This window comes from Denitratisoma sp. (genome assembly GCA_032027165.1).
GTDB lineage: Bacteria > Pseudomonadota > Gammaproteobacteria > Burkholderiales > Rhodocyclaceae > Desulfobacillus.
The window spans coordinates 2,523,779-2,538,931 of sequence record JAVSMO010000001.1 but is presented as its reverse complement, the minus strand read 5'-3'; the positions used below and the strand labels follow the sequence as shown (position 1 = coordinate 2,538,931).

At 66.1% G+C, this 15,153-nt stretch carries 12 protein-coding genes; 8 read left to right on the top strand and 4 right to left on the bottom strand.

The window, feature by feature from the left end:
* Positions 1 to 111 precede the first annotated feature (111 nt).
* The 7 genes from ROZ00_12315 (at position 112) to ROZ00_12285 (ending at position 6,733) form a co-directional block, all read left to right on the top strand.
* Entirely contained in the window at positions 112 to 570 is a 459-nt protein-coding gene (locus tag ROZ00_12315; protein ID MDT3737002.1) for a copper chaperone PCu(A)C, read from the top strand.
* A gap of 120 nt (positions 571 to 690) precedes the next feature.
* Positions 691 to 1,941 carry an exo-alpha-sialidase gene (locus ROZ00_12310; GenBank protein MDT3737001.1) on the top strand — a complete coding sequence of 417 codons (1,251 nt, stop codon included), beginning with the start codon at positions 691 to 693 and terminating at the stop codon, positions 1,939 to 1,941.
* Positions 1,938 to 2,426: a TlpA disulfide reductase family protein gene (locus ROZ00_12305; protein MDT3737000.1), complete on the top strand. Its 489-nt coding sequence runs from the start codon at positions 1,938 to 1,940 to the stop codon at positions 2,424 to 2,426. The genes ROZ00_12310 and ROZ00_12305 overlap by 4 nt, the downstream gene beginning before the upstream one ends.
* A gap of 31 nt (positions 2,427 to 2,457) precedes the next feature.
* Positions 2,458 to 4,902 (top strand): TonB-dependent receptor, encoded by a 2,445-nt coding sequence (locus tag ROZ00_12300; GenBank protein ID MDT3736999.1) that lies wholly within the window; start codon positions 2,458 to 2,460, stop codon positions 4,900 to 4,902.
* A 6-nt stretch (positions 4,903 to 4,908) separates the two neighbouring features.
* Positions 4,909 to 5,523: an energy transducer TonB gene (locus ROZ00_12295; protein ID MDT3736998.1), complete on the top strand. Its 615-nt coding sequence runs from the start codon at positions 4,909 to 4,911 to the stop codon at positions 5,521 to 5,523.
* A 47-nt stretch (positions 5,524 to 5,570) separates the two neighbouring features.
* Positions 5,571 to 6,299 carry a MotA/TolQ/ExbB proton channel family protein gene (locus ROZ00_12290; GenBank protein MDT3736997.1) on the top strand — a complete coding sequence of 243 codons (729 nt, stop codon included), beginning with the start codon at positions 5,571 to 5,573 and terminating at the stop codon, positions 6,297 to 6,299.
* Positions 6,300 to 6,313: 14 nt separating this feature from the next.
* Positions 6,314 to 6,733 carry a biopolymer transporter ExbD gene (locus ROZ00_12285; GenBank protein ID MDT3736996.1) on the top strand — a complete coding sequence of 140 codons (420 nt, stop codon included), beginning with the start codon at positions 6,314 to 6,316 and terminating at the stop codon, positions 6,731 to 6,733.
* Here the strand turns inward: ROZ00_12285 and ROZ00_12280 are convergent.
* From ROZ00_12280 to lysA, 3 genes are read right to left on the bottom strand one after another with little or no spacing between them, the layout of a single operon-like run.
* Positions 6,724 to 9,765 carry an efflux RND transporter permease subunit gene (locus tag ROZ00_12280; protein ID MDT3736995.1) on the bottom strand — a complete coding sequence of 1,014 codons (3,042 nt, stop codon included), beginning with the start codon at positions 9,763 to 9,765 and terminating at the stop codon, positions 6,724 to 6,726. The genes ROZ00_12285 and ROZ00_12280 overlap by 10 nt on opposite strands.
* Positions 9,762 to 10,913, bottom strand: a complete 1,152-nt coding sequence (locus ROZ00_12275; GenBank protein ID MDT3736994.1) for an efflux RND transporter periplasmic adaptor subunit — start codon at positions 10,911 to 10,913, stop codon at positions 9,762 to 9,764. Before ROZ00_12275 ends, ROZ00_12280 begins: the two co-directional genes overlap by 4 nt.
* A 30-nt stretch (positions 10,914 to 10,943) precedes the next feature.
* Entirely contained in the window at positions 10,944 to 12,188 is a 1,245-nt protein-coding gene (lysA, locus tag ROZ00_12270; GenBank protein ID MDT3736993.1) for a diaminopimelate decarboxylase, read from the bottom strand.
* Between the two features lie 212 nt (positions 12,189 to 12,400).
* On the opposite strand from lysA, the gene cyaY reads away from it, so the two are divergent.
* Positions 12,401 to 12,721: an iron donor protein CyaY gene (gene cyaY, locus ROZ00_12265; protein ID MDT3736992.1), complete on the top strand. Its 321-nt coding sequence runs from the start codon at positions 12,401 to 12,403 to the stop codon at positions 12,719 to 12,721.
* On the opposite strand, the gene ROZ00_12260 is transcribed toward cyaY, so the two are convergent.
* Positions 12,718 to 15,045: a penicillin-binding protein 1A gene (locus tag ROZ00_12260; protein ID MDT3736991.1), complete on the bottom strand. Its 2,328-nt coding sequence runs from the start codon at positions 15,043 to 15,045 to the stop codon at positions 12,718 to 12,720. The two genes, cyaY and ROZ00_12260, sit on opposite strands and share 4 nt — an antisense overlap.
* Positions 15,046 to 15,153: the final 108 nt, after the last annotated feature.

Here is a 15,153-nt window from a genome sequence, read left to right as displayed (position 1 = left end):
GGCGCCCCCGTGCCGTGCGGCAATTTGCCGCAGGACGGCGAAAGGGACGCGCAATGGCAACCGGCGTAGAATCGACCCTGTGGAATTGGCTTAAATCTGGAGGCAACGAAAATGCGCAATACGACACTGGCCCTCTCCCTCATGCTCTTCGGCGCGATGGCGCAGGCCGAGGTGACCATCAAGGATTCATGGGTGCGCGGCACCACCCCGGCCCAGAAGGCGACGGGGGCGTTTTTTGAAATCACCAGCAGCGAGGCGGCTTCGCTGCTGTCGGCCAGCAGCCCTGTGGCCGGCGTGGTCGAGATCCACACCATGAAGATGGAAGAGGGCGTGATGAAGATGCGCGCCATCCAGAAGCTCGAGTTGCCGGCCGGCAAGGGCGTGAAACTGGCCCCCGGCGGCAACCACGTCATGCTGATGGACCTCAAGCAGCAGTTGAAGAAGGGCGACACGGTGCCCATCACGCTGAAGGTCGAGGGCAAGGACAAGAAAGTGCAGACCCTCGAGATCAAGGCCGAGGTGCGCGATCTTGCCGCGCCGGCGACGATGGACCACGGCCACAAGCACTGAGAGCATCTTCCGTTTCTCAAGACGGCGCCTGCGGGCGCCGTCGCCGTTTCTGCGACGATATGTCGCACGCTCGTCGCGCCGCATTTCGCTATTCTTCCCGGCTTTCCCGGGAGGCATTTCATGCGGTGGCGGACAGGTCGAATCGGTGTGCTGGCGATGGCGTTGCTGCCGCTTGTCGCGGCGGCCCAGCAGCACGCCGGCCACGCGTCGCAGGCCGACGATGCCGAGGCGCGCCGCCAGCGTGCCTGGGAAGCGCGCCTGGCGGAGGCCTCCCCGCTTTCCGTTGGCGCTACGCTCGATTCCCGTGGAAGACTCTGGCTGGCACGAGTGGAGAACCGCCACCTGCTGGTGTCGCACTCGGTCGATGGCGGCCGAAGCCATTCCGCTTCCGTCCCCGTCACGCCGCAGCCGGAAGCGGTGATGGCCGATGCCGAGAACCGGCCGAAGATTGCCGTCGGCGCCGACGGCACGGTGCATGTCTCGTGGACGCAAAGCCTCGGCAAGCCGATGTCGGCGCACATCCGCTACGCCCGGTCGACCGACGGCGGCCGCACCTTCACGCCGCCGATCATCCTCAACGACGACCGCCAGGTCATCAGCCACCGTTTCGATTCGCTCGCCGTCGATGGCCGCGGCCGCGTCGCCGTGGTTTGGCTCGATGCGCGCAGCCGGACCGACAAGACGGTCAAGAAATCCCCGCAGACCGACGTCGGCCTCTATGCGGCAGTCTCGGAGGATGACGGCGCGAGCTTCGGCCGCAATCGCAAGATCGCCGACCACAGCTGCCAGTGCTGCCGCACGGGCCTGACGTGGACGGCCGCCGGGCCGATCGCCTTTTGGCGCCACGTCTTCGGCAGGAACATCCGCGATTTCGCGATTGCCAACCTGAACGGCGGCCCCGTCCTGCGCGTCACCGACGATACATGGGAAATCGACGGTTGCCCGCACCACGGCGGCGGCATCGCCGTCGACGGCCGCGGCAACCTGCACATCGCCTGGTTCACCAACGGCGAGAAACGCAAGGGCATTTTCTATCGCCGCATTGCCGGGACTGACTTTTCGAAAGCGGATGCGCGCCTCGACATGAGCGCGCCGTTGCCGCTGGGCGATCCGGCGCGCCAGGCCGGACATCCCGCCGTGGCAGCGGCCGGCGACCGCATCCTTCTGACGTGGCGGGAATTCGACGGCCAGCGCTTTTCCGCCTGGGCCATGCTGTCGCGCGATGCCGGAACCAGCTGGAGCGCGCCGCAGAAGCTCGCCGAGGCGGCGCAGCAGGCCGACTACGCGCTGCCGCTCATCGACGCGCGGCAGGCGCTGGTGGTGTGGAACACGGCCGCCGAGGGCCTGCGCGTGCTGGAGGTCCGGCCGTGAGGCGCTTTGCCGCAGTACTGGCCGCGCTCTGGTTGGCGTTCGCCGCGGCCCCCGCCGCAGCCGGCGAACTGCACCCCTTCACCGGCGACAGCCTGCTGACGATCCAGAAGCAGTTCGCCGGGCGCCCCTTCATCCTGACCCTGTGGTCGCTGACCTGTCACCACTGCGTGAAGGAGCTGCAGACTTTGGGCAAGCTCGCCCGCAGCGAACGCAACCTGCCGCTGGTGATCGTCTCCACCGACACGCCTTCCGATGCGCGCGAAATCCGTGCCGCCCTGAAGCGCTTCGGGCTTGAGCGCTTCGACACCTGGGTGTTCGCCGACGGCGTGCCGGAACGCCTGCGCTACGCCATCGATCCGGCCTGGCGCGGCGAGCTGCCGCGCAGCTACCTGTTCGACCCAGCACACCGGCGCGAGGCGCATTCAGGAATGTTGAGCGAGGCACAGATCAGGAACTGGCTGCGGCAGAGCCGCCAGGCGAGGTAATCGGATTTCATTGCAATCACTGGGAAGCAACATGAGAAAGAAGAACAACGAGTTTCGGGGGAAGGGAAATGCCCGCGCCGACGGACGGCATGCTGCGACGGGCGGAATCGCGCTGGTTGTCGCACTCGCCTTGAACATTCCGCAATGCGCGCTGGCGGAAGAAGAGAAGCAACTCGACGAAATGCTCGTCAAGAGCGACAAGCCGGCGGTGCCGGCCCATGTGCCGTCGACCACCGAAAGCTTTACGGCCAGGCAGATCGCCGAGAGCGTCAACTCGGTCTCCTCGGCCGGCGCCCTGCAGTACGTGCCGAGCGTCCATGTCCGCGAGCGCTTCATCGGCGACGTGAACGGCGGCTTGGCGATGCGGATGTACGGCGTCAATTCCAGCGCGGAGACCATCGTCTACGCGGACGGCCTGCTGCTCTCGAACTTCCTGACCAACAGCTGCTGCCCCGGCCCGCGCTGGGGCATGGTGTCGCAGCACGCCATCGACCGCGTAGACGTCATGTACGGCCCGTTCTCGGCCCTGTATCCCGGGAACTCGGTGGGGGGCGTGGTGCTGATGACCACCCACATGCCGACCAGGTTCGAGGCGCATGCGCAGCTGGACGCCTTCACCGAGAACTTCAAGCTGTACGGCACTGACAAGAACTTCACCGGCGTGCACGGTGCCGCGACCGTGGGCAGCAAGGCCGGCGCCTGGTCGTTCTGGCTGAGCGCCGATCGCCTGGACAACCGCAGCCACCCGACGGACTTCACGTCGGCGACGGCCAAGACGGGCGCGCCTGCGGCGGCGGGGCAGTATACGGTCGTCAGCGGTGCGCATTTCGATCGGAACATCGCTGACCGGCCGAGGGTCATCACGGCCGCCACCAGCATGGACCATACGGTCAAGGACGACGCCACCCTGAAGATCGGCTACGACTTCACGCCGACCGTCCGCGCGGTCTACACCTTCAACGTCTGGCAGAACACGTCCGACAAGCGGGTCGAAAGCTATCTGAAGGATGCGGCCGGCAATCCAATCTACGGCACGAGCACGGCGGCGGGCCCCTACCGCTATGTCCGCATCAACGGCAGGGACTACTCCGTGACGGCGCCGAGCGCCAGCCACGCGGAGGCCGAGTATTTCATGCACGGATTGTCGGTGAAGTCGCAGACCGGCGGGACCTGGGATTGGGAACTGACCGGCAGCATCTTCAACCAGAACAAGGATGTCACCCGTGCGTCGTCGGGCAACTTCGGCACAACTCCGAGCTCGGCGGCGACGGCGGGGACGATTACGTTTGCGGACGGAACGGGCTGGCAGAACCTGGACCTGCGCGGCGAATGGCGTCCGGGCGGCAACCTGCGCAGCGAACACCAGGTCAGCTTCGGCTTCCACACCGACACGTATACGACGAAGACGGACCAGTACCGGCTGGGGGCGGGCAACTGGGAGACCAGCAGCCCCGCCACCTTGAACACGAATTCGAGGGGGGTCACCTCGACGGATGCGATCTACCTGCAGGACGCCTGGCAGATCTCGCCGAGCGTGAAGCTGGTCGTCGGGGGGCGGGAGGAGCGATGGGAGGCTTCCGATGGCAGCAACTATGCGAACGGGAGAAACGTCAGCTACCGGGACAAAACCCTGCGGGCCTTCTCCCCCAAGGGCTCGCTCTCCTATCAGGCGTCCGAGGTGCTGGCGCTGCGGGGCTCCGTCGGCCGCGGGGTCCGCTTCCCGACCGTCGGCGAGCTGTTCAAGAACGTCGGCATTACCCGTGTCGGCGGCGGCGCGCCGACTGCCGCGGAGATCGCTGCGTTTCCGGCACCCTACAACGTGGCGCTGACCAACAACCCGAACCTCAAGCCGGAGACCGCCGATTCCTGGGAACTCGTCGCCGAGCGGTTCCTGCCCAATGGCGTGTGGAGAACCTCGCTGTTCGGGGAGGAGAAAAAGGATGCGCTGGTTTCGCAGGCCGACATCACGACGCTGCCCGGGTTCAGCATCAGCAGCGTGCAGAATATCGACAAGGTTCGCACCTATGGCATCGAATCGTCGCTCCAGGTCAACGACCTGTTGGTGCGCGGCCTCGATGTCTATGGCAGCGTCGCCTACATTCATTCGAGAATCGCAAAAAACGTTGCGAACCCGGGGCTGGAGGGCACGCAGCTGCCGCTGATCCCGGTCTGGCGCGCCTCGCTGCTGGGCGTCTACCATGCGTCGGATGCGCTCTCGTACAGCCTGGGCTGGCGCTACAGCGGGCGGCAACACAGCGGGCTCTACGACACGGCAGCCGGGCGGTACCCGGACCCCAATCCGGACGTCTACGGCGGACGCAGCAATTTCAGTGTGTTCGACGCCAAGGTGCTCTACAAATTCTCGAAGCAGGGGACGGCTTCGGTCGGCATCGACAACATCGGCAACGTCAAGTACTTCACGCTGTACCCGTATTCGCAGCGGACCTTTTTCGCCGGTCTGAAGCTCGCCTTCTGACACGCGGTGGAAACGATCAGGAAACTCGGGGCGGAGCGCGCGGCGGGACTGCTGTTCGTCCTGGCCGCGCATGTCGTCGCCCTGTGGGGCCTGTGGAGCCACCGCATCCTGGTAGTGCCGGACGAGGTGGTGACGCTGTTCGTCGACACCATCACGCTGCCGCCGCCCCCGCCAAAGGAGGCGCCGAAACCGGCCCGACTGGAAAAGCCGCGGCCGATGGAGAAGCCGCAACCGCAGCAGCTGGTCGCCGAGGCGCCGGCCAACGCGCCGGGGGACGTGGTGGCGCCGCCGCCCCAGCCTCCGGCTGAGGCGGCGCCGGCGCGGCCGGCGGGACCGGTCTCGCTCGGCACCGAACTGGCCGTCGCCTGCCCGGAGCGCAGCGCGCCAGCCTACCCGCCGCTGTCGCGACGCCAGGGCGAGGAAGGCAAAGTGGTGCTGCGCGTGGAGCTCGACGAGCAGGGCGGCGTCGCCGCCGCGCGCATTGTCACTTCCAGCGGCTTTGCGCGCCTCGACGAGGCGGCGCTGTCCGCCGTGAAGACCTGGCGCTGCAACCTGGCGCGGCGCGACGGCCAGCCGGTGCGCGCGGTGGCCTTGCAACCGTTCAAGTTCGTGCTCCAGTAAGGATCGCCGTGTCACGCAGACTGACTTTTTCGCATTGAGGATTTGCCATGAATGAAAGCCTCGGCTTCGCCCATTTTCTTTCGCAGACCGATGCCGTCGGACGCATCGTGCTGTTCCTGCTGCTCGCCCTCTCGGTGGCGAGCTGGTACCTGATCCTGACCAAGGGGCTGGCGAATGTCCTCGCCGGCCGCCGCGCGGCGGCCTTCCTGCGGCAGTTCTGGGCCGCCGGCTCGCTCGCCGAAGTGAGCGCCATGCTGGCGCAGCGGCCGCTCGACAGCGCCTTCGCCGAGCTGGCGCAGCAGGCGCTGGGCGCCGCCGACGACAACAGCCAGCAGGGACTGCAGCGGCTCGCCGCCGCCGGCGGGCCGGGGGAGTTCCTCACGCGCGTGCTGCGCAACGGCATCGACCAGGAGGCGGCGCGCGTCGAGCAGGGCCTGACGCTGATGGCCTCGGCCGGCTCGGCGGCGCCCTACGTCGGCCTGTTCGGCACGGTGTGGGGCATCTACCATGCCCTGGTGCAAATCGGCATGAGCGGGCAGGGCACGCTGGACAAGGTGGCCGGCCCGGTCGGCGAGGCGCTGATCATGACGGCGCTCGGTCTTGCCGTGGCGATCCCGGCGGTGCTCGCCTACAACGCCTTCAACCGGCGCAACCGCATCTGGCTGGCGAAGCTGGATGCCTTCGCCCACGACCTGTATGCGCTGATGACCGTCGGCGCCAAGCGCAACAGCTCGGCGGGCGAAGTGCGCGCATTGCGCGCCGTGGCGCCGCGCTGAACGGAGGAAACGCGATGGCAATCGGAAGCTTCGACGGGCGCGGCCAGCAGGGACCGATGGCGGAGATCAACGTGGTGCCGCTGGTAGACGTGATGCTGGTGCTGCTGGTGATCTTCATCGTCACGGCGCCGCTGCTCACGCACTCGGTGAAGATCGACCTGCCGAAGGCTTCCAGCAGCCCCAACCTGACGCGCCCCGAGCATGTCCAGCTCGGCATCCGCGAGGACGGCAGCCTGCATTGGAACGGCGCGGTGGTCGCGCTGGAAGAGCTTGAATCGCACTTCTCTGCAGCGGCGATGCAGCAACCGCAGCCGGAACTGCACATTCGCGCCGACCGCCTGGTGCCTTATGAACGCGTCGCGCAGGTGATGAGCAAGGCCGCCAAGGCGGGCCTGGTGCGCATCGGCTTCGTCACCGATCCATCTCAGCGCTGACTGCGGCGCGATTCCACCAGGGAGTACACCGCCGGCACCACCACCAGCGTCAGCAGCGTCGAGGAGATCATGCCGCCGATGACGGCGATCGACAGCGGCTGGTTGGTCTCCGCGCCGGCGCCCAGGCCGAGGGCGGCGGGAAAGAGGGCGAGGATGACGGTGGCCGAGGTCATCAGCACCGGCCGCATGCGCGTCGGGCAGGCATCGCGCAGGGCCGCATCCACCTGCATGCCGCCCTCGCGGCGCTGGTTGGTGAGATCCACCAGGAGAATCGAGTTCTTCGCCACCAGGCCGATCAGCAGCACCAGGCCGATCATCGAGTAGATGTTGAGCGTCTGGCCGAACAGCCACAATGCCGCCACGCCGCCGATGATGGCGAGCGGCTGCGCCAGCATGATGATCGCCGGCTGCAGGAATGAGTTGAACTGGCTGGCGAGCACCATGTAGAGCAGCACCAGCGCCAGCGAGAAGGCGAAGGCCATGTATTTCTGCGTCTTGCCGAACTCCTCCGCCTGGCCGACGAGCTTGACCTGGTAGCCGGCCGGCAGGATCTCGGCGGCGACCTCCCGCAACTTGGCGACGGCCTCGCCGAGGGGGATGGTCGGCGAGGCGTAGAAGGTGGCCGCGTATTGCAGGTCGAAACGCCCGATCACCGCGGGGCCGAGGCGCTCGCCGAACGAGGCGACGCTGTCTAGGCGCACCAGCTTGCCATCCCTGGCCCGCAGCCAGATCTTCGACAGGTCGGACGGCTGCGTGAACTCGCCCTCGCGGGCCTTGACGCGGATGTCGTAGCGCTGGCCGTCGCCCGGCTCGTCGTTGAACTTGGCGATGTCCACGCCGCCGGTGAGCATGTTGACGGCGAGCGCCACGTCCTGCGAATTGAGCTGGGCGGCGGCGATGCGTGCGCGGTCGGGCTGGAAGACCAGCTGGGGCAGGTCGAGCTGCAGGTCGGTGTCGAGCCGGCCGATGCCGGCGACCTGCGACAGGCGCTGCTGCAGCTCGCGCGACAGGCGACCCACCTCCTGCAGGTTCTCGCCGGCCAGCACGAACTGCAGCGGTTCGCCGCGCTGGCCGCCGACGATCGGGTAGGGCGCTGCGAAGACGAAGGCGCCCGGCACGGTGGCCAGCTCCTTGCGCAGCTTCGGCAGCAGGTCCTGCTGCCGGACCCTGCGCTCCTGGCGCGGCGCCATGCGCACGACGACCAGTCCCTGGTTGACCTGGCCGGCCGAACCGAAGCCGATCAGCGCGAACTCGGTGACGATTTCCTTGTGGCGGTCGAGGATGGCCTCGACCATGCGCAGGCGCGAATCCGTGTACTCGATGCTCGAGCCGAGCGGCGCGCGCAGGCGCACCAGAAAGCGGCCCTCGTCCTGTTCGGGCGTGAAGGTCTTGCCGATGCTGGTGAAGAAAAAGGTGCTCGATGCGACTGCCATCGCAGTCAGCCCGACCACCTTCCAGCGATGGGCCAGTGAGGCATCGAGCAGGCGACGGTAGAACCGCTCCATGCCGCCGAGGATGCCGTCGAGCAGGTGGTAGATGCGGCCGTGGGACTTCTCCACCTTCAGGTAACGCGAGCACAGCATCGGCGTCAGCGTCAGCGAGACGAACAGCGACACCATCACGCCGAAGGTGACGACCACCGCGAAGGAGCGGAAGAACTGGCCGATGATGCCGGAGAGGAAGATCACCGGGGCGAAGATCGACACCAGCGACAGCGTTGCCGCGATGACGGCGAAGACCACTTCGCGGCTGCCGTTGACGGCGGCGGCGATCGGGTCGGGATCGATTTCCTCGCGATGGCGGAAGATGTTCTCCAGCACCACGATCGCGTCGTCCACGACGACGCCGATGAGCAGCAGCAGCGCCAGCATGGTGAGGGAGTTCAGCGTGTAGCCGAAAAAGTAGATGACGGCGATGGCGCCCATCAGCGAGACGGGAATCGCCAGGGCGATGATCAGGGTGGAACGCAGCGAGCGCAGGAAGAACCACACCACCAGCGAGGCGAGCAGCGTGCCCTCGATCAGGTGCTCCTTCAGCGAGCTGACGATCTCCTGGATGAAGACGGCGTCGTTGGAGACGATCGTGATGCGCATGCCCGGCGGCAACTGCGGGCGGATCTCGTTCTCCAGCCGTGCCAGCACTGCCTCGGTGATGGCGACCGTGTTGGTGTTGGCCACCTTGACGATGCCGAGGCCGACGGTGGTCTCGCCGTTGAAGCGGGCGAGCTGGCGGTTGTCGGCGAGTCCGTCCTCGACCTCGGCCACGTCGGCGAGCCGGATCGGATAGCCGCCCTTGTAGCCGAGGATCATGCCGGCGAGGTCCTCGATGCGGTGGAACTCCAGGTCGAGCTTGACCAGCGCCTCGGTGGCCTGGCCGACGACGAAGCCGCCGGCGAGCTGGACGTGCTCCTTGGCAAAGGCCTCGTTGATGTCCTGCGCCGTGATGCCGTGGGCGGCCATGCGCGCGGGCAGGAGGTTCACCCGGATGGTACGGTCGCGCCGCCCGCCGAGGCGCACCTCGCCGACACCGTCGATGCTCTCCAGACGCTTCTTGACGACGTTGGCGGCGTACTGGTTGAGCTGCTGCTGGGTGCGGTCGCCCTGAAGCGCCAGCCACATGATCGGCTGGGTATTGGTCTCCACCTTGGCCACCACCGGCGGGTCGGCGTCCTTCGGCAGCCGACGCAGCACCTGATTGAGCTTGGCCTGCACCTCGTTGAAGGCGATGTTGACGTCCTTCTCCAGCGCAAAGGTGATGTTCACCTGCGAGACGCCCGGCGACGAGGTGGACTGGATGTGCTCGATGCCCGGCACGGTGTTGGCGGCCGACTCGACGAGGTTGGTGACGCTGGCGTCGACGATGTCCGGGTTGGCGCCCTTCACCGTCGTCGTCACCGAGATGACGGGAAACTCGATGTAGGGAAAGCGGTCCATGCCGATGCGCTGGTAGGCGATGAGGCCGAACAGCACCAGCACGGCATTCAGCATCCACGCCAGGACGTGGCGCTTGATCGAAAGCTCCGGCAGCGTCATTTCTTGGCGTCGGCAGTTGCCTGGGCCGTGGCGGCGTGCTGCGGGGACTGACTTTCGGCAGGCTTGCCCGTGGCCGGCTTGTCGCGCTCCTGCACGGTGACCCGCGCGTCATGCGTCAGGAAGCCGGCGCCGTCCAGCGCGACGGTGGTGCCGGCCTGAAGGCCCTTGAGGACTTCCACCATGCCGGCGCGCCTGGCGCCGGCCTCGACGACCTGCTGGACCGCCTTGCCGTCCGCAATTGCGTAGACGACCTTGCCGGCAGGCCGCAGCACGATGCTCTGCTCGGGCACCTGCACGACATTCTCGCGGCTGTCGACGACGACGGCTGCATTCACCGTGCCGCCCGGGCGGAATTCCCCGGGGTTGTCGACGTCGACAATGACGTCGATCGCCCGGCCGGATTCGGAAACGCTGGGCTTGATGTCGCTGACGACGCTGCGGATTTCACGGCCGGTTTGCTGCGGCGAAGTGAGGATCGCAACCTGCCCTTTTCTCAGTCTCGCCGCAATCGACTCGGGAAAGGGCAGGTGGGCGCGCAGCTTCTGGCTGGAGACCAGCTGGAACAGCGGGTCGCCGACCTTGACGTAATCGCCGATCGAGGCGACCTGCGCCTCGACCACGCCGTCGAAGGGCGCGACGACACGCGCCTTGCCCCGGCTGCGCCGGCTCATGTCGCCGCGGGCGCGGGCGGCGGCGAGCTGCTCGCGCAGGGCGTCGCGCTGGGCGCGGGCATCGTCGGCGGCATTCTGCGAGATGAAGCCCTTCTGGACGAGCTGCTGCTGCCGCTCGACGACGCGCTCCTGTTGCGCCAGAAGCGCTTCGGTGCGCTTGTGGTCGGCTTCGTCGGCGCGATTCTGGATGGCGAAATCGGTGTCGTCGATGACCGCCAGCAACTCGCCCTTCCTGACGGCCTTGCCGGCGCCGGCAAGCACCTGGACGACCTTGCCCGCCACTTCGGCGCCGATCTTCGGGTCGATGACCGCTTCCAGGGTGCCGAGCGTCTCCTCGGTGATTTCCATCGCGCCGGCCCTGGCCTGGGTGACGGTGATCAGGGCGGGCGGCGGGCCGGAGGGTTTCTTTTCCTCGGCTTTCTGGCAGGCCGCAAGCGCGAGGGCGGCGGCCAGAACGGCAAGACGGCTTCTATGCATGAGATTGCGGAATGGGGTGCTCGGGTTCGATCAAGGAAGGACACGCTCGCCGGCGAAAAGTTGCTCGATCCGCTCGCGTTCGCGCACGAGGTAGGTTTGGCTTCCGTCGACGATCACCTCCGCGGCGCGCGGTCTCGTGTTGTAGTTCGAGCTCATCGCCATGCCATAGGCGCCGGCCGACATCACGGACAGCAGGTCCCCCTCGGTCACCGCCAGCGCGCGGGCGTGGCCGAGAAAGTCGCCCGACTCGCACACCGGCCCGACCACCTCGTATTCCGCCGTTGCCCCGGCAGCCTGCCGCACGGGCAGGATGTCGTGCCAGGCATCGTAGAGCGCCGGCCGCATCAGGTCGTTCATGGCGGCGTCGACGATGGCGAAGTTTTTTTCCTCGCCGTGTTTGAGGTGTTCGATGCGGGTGAGCAGGACGCCGGCATTGCCGACGAGGGCGCGGCCGGGCTCGAACAGGATTTTTTCCTTGCGCCCGGCCAGTTGCGCCAGGATCGGCGCCAGATAGCCGGCGACGGACAGCGGCGACTCGTCGCGATAGCGGATGCCGATGCCGCCGCCGAGGTCCAGGTGGCGCAGGACGATGCCTTCGGCGGCCAGCCGGTCGGCGAGGACGAGTATCTTTCCCGCCGCCTCGGCGGCCGGCGCCGGATCGAGCAGTTGCGAGCCGATGTGGCAGGCAATCCCGGCGATGTCGACGTTCGGCAGGGCGCGGGCGCGGCGGTACAGACCGAGTGCTTCGGCATAGGCGACGCCGAACTTGTTGCTGCGCAGGCCGGTGGAAATGTAGGGGTGCGTCTTCGGGTCGACGTCGGGGTTCACGCGCAGGGCAATCGACGCCCTCTTGCCGGCCTGGCCGGCGACTGCGTCGAGCCGATCCAGTTCCGCTGAGGATTCGACGTTGAAACAGAAGATGCCGGCCGCCAGGGCCTGAAGCATTTCGTCTTGCGTCTTGCCGACGCCGGAAAAAACCACTCTGGCCGGATCGCCGCCGGCGGCGATGACGCGCGCCAGTTCCCCGCCTGAAACGATGTCGAAGCCGGCGCCGGCGCGGGCGAACAGATTCAGGATGGCCAGATTCGAATTGGCCTTGACGGCATAGCAAAGCAGGGCGTCCCGCCCGGCCAGGGCCTGGCGGAACTCCTCGAAGCGCGACAGCAGCGCGGCGCGCGAATAGACATAGCAGGGCGTGCCGTGGGCGGCGGCAATCTGCGGCAACGGTACGTCCTCGGCATGGAGCATGCCGTCACGGTAGGCGAAATGGCTCATCGCGCAGCAGTGCCGCCGGCTTTGCTATCATCGGCAGCCGGTGTAGGTGTCGGTGCCGCTGGGGCGGCCTGCGTGGTGCCTGCCGGTGCCGGCCGGGGCGGAAGGGTAAGCGAGGTCCTGGTGCCGCAGGCGCCAATAAGCAGTAGAGCGAGTATTGTCCCGAAGGTACGCATGATGCCGGCAAAAATCATGATGTTAGCAGAAGGCCTGTAATGGAAGAAACCGAGTTCAACACCCTGGCCGGGGCGACGCTGGAAAGGATCGAGCAGGCGCTGGACGCCTGTGCGGCCGACATCGACTATGAGTTGCAGCCTGGCGGCGTACTGGAGTTGGAGTTCGGCGATGGCAGCAAGATCATCATCAATCGTCATGCGGCCGCACGCGAGATCTGGGTGGCGGCACGCTCTGGCGGCTTCCATTTTCGCCATGAGAATGGCCGCTGGATCGGCACGCGCGACGGAGCGGAACTTTTTGCTTGCCTCGAGCGCTTGGTTTCCGAGCAAGCGGGAGAACCCGTCTCCCTGTCAGGTTAGCCCGATGTGTTCATTGGAGGGTTGAAGAAATTTGGCGTTCCGCCGGACTCGCCGCTTTCAGGTGGGGCCGGTGGCAGGCTTTCCTTATAGATCAATTCCGAACCCTTGCCGGCGGTTTCTCCTGCGCCGCCCGCCGGAATCGTGACAGTGATCAGTCCCGGCGGGGTTGGCATGAAGGTTTCCGGCACATTCTTCAGGGCCTTGTCCATATAGCCGATCCAGATCGGCAGGGCGGCGGAACCGCCCGTTTCCCCGTTGCCCAGCTTCTTCGGCTGGTCGAAGCCGATCCAGGCGACGCCGACGATGGCGGGCTGGTAGCCGCAGAACCAGGCATCGACGAAGTCGTTGGTGGTGCCCGTCTTGCCGGCCAGGTCGCCGCGCTTGAGTTGCAGCGCGCGTGTTGCCGTACCGCGGCGGACCACATCATGCATCATGCTGTCCATCAGGAACGCGTTGCGCGGATCGATGACGCGCAGGCTCTCGTCGCCGGCCGCGACAGGCTGGGCCTCGGCCAGCACATTGCCCCTATCATCGAGTATCTGCTTCACGATGTAGGGCTGGATGCGATAGCCGCCGTTGGCGAAGACGGCATAGCCGGTCAGTTGCTGCCAGGGCGTCACTGAGCCGGCACCCAGGGCCATGGTGAGATAGGGAGGGTGCTTGTCGGCATCGAAGCCGAAGCGGGTGACGTAGTCCTGCGCGTACTGCGTGCCGATCGACTTGAGGATGCGGATGGAGACCAGGTTCTTCGATTTCGCCAGGCCCGTGCGCATGGTCATCGGCCCTTCGAACTTGCCGTCGTAGTTCTTCGGTTCCCACTCCTGGCTGCCGGTTTCGGCAGCGGAAACGATCAGCGGCGCGTCCTCGATGATGCTGGCCGGCGTGAAGCCCTTCTCCAGCGAAGCGGAATAGATGAAGGGTTTGAAGCTGGAACCCGGCTGGCGCCAGGCCTGGGTAACGTGGTTGAATTTGTTGCGGTTGAAGTCGAATCCGCCCACGAGAGCACGGATGGCGCCGTCCACGGGGCTGGCGGCGACGAAGGCGGCTTCGACCTCCGGCAGTTGCACGATCTGCCAGCTGTTGTTTTTGGTGTCCTTTTGCACATGGATGATGGCGCCCCGGCGCAGGCGCTTGTTGGCGGGCGCCTTTTCGTCAAGCATGCGCTGGGCAAACTTGAGGCCTTCGCCGGTAATTTGAACCGTTTCGCCGCCGCGCCGGTAGGCCTTCACCAGTTTCTGTCCGGCCTCGAGAATCACCGCAGCATAAATGTCGTCGGAATCGACTTCATCTTGCAGCGCCTCTTCCAGTGCCTCGTCCAGGGCCGTGCCCGACTGCCCAAGATCGACGTAACCCTTTGCGCCCCGATAGCCGTGCCGCCTATCGTAATCGAGCACACCGCGTCTCAGGCTGGCATAAGCCGCCTCCTGGTCCGCCTTGAGAATGGTGGTGACGACGCGCAGACCGCGCGTATAAGCCTCCTCCTGAAAGCGCTCGTAGGCCATCTGCCGGGCCATTTCGGCGACGTGGTCCGCCCTTACGGCGAACTCATTGACGTCGCGCTTGATGTGGAGATCCTGTTTCTGCGCCTGGGCCAATTGTGCGTCATTGATGAAATTCAGTTCATGCATCCGGCGCAGGACGTACAGCTGGCGCAGCTTGGCCCGCTTCGGATTGGCCACCGGGTTGAAGCTGGAGGGGGCTTTCGGCAGCCCCGCCAGCATGGCAGCCTCCGCCAGGCTGATGCTCTTCAGCGACTTGCCATAATAGATCTGCGCAGCCGCGGCGAAACCGTAGGCGCGCTGCCCGAGGTAGATCTGATTGATATAGAGCTCGAAGATCTCGTCCTTGGACAGGTTGCTCTCGATCTTGAAGGCGAGCAGCGCCTCATAGACCTTGCGCGAGAGGGTCTTTTCGCTCGACAGGAAGAAATTCCGTGCCACCTGCATGGTGATGGTGCTGGCACCCTGCCGCTTGCCGCCGCTGGTGAAATTGGCATAGGCGGCGCGCAGTACGCCAATCGTATCTACGCCGGGATGCTGGTAGAAGCGCTCGTCTTCTGCTGCCAGGATGGCCTGCTTCATGATGTCCGGCACGTCCTGGAAGCGCACCAGGGCTCGCCGCTCCTCGCCGAACTCGCCTATCAAATGGCCGTCTGCGGTATAGATGCGCAGCGGAATTTTCGGCTGGTAGTCGGTCAGCACCTCGAGCGAGGGCAACTGAGGGTAGGCCAGCACGACGATGATTGCCAGCAAGGCGATGCCTATGAGGGCAAGGCCTGCCAGAAAGAGAACCGGATAGGCGATCCAGCGCAGGGCGGTGGGCAAGGATGGGCTCGATGCAATTAGAGAAAGCGCGCAATTATATGCCTACCCAGTCGGCGATTGATTATCCAGAGAATTTGCCGTGACCTGCCCTGACAGGACCTCAGAATT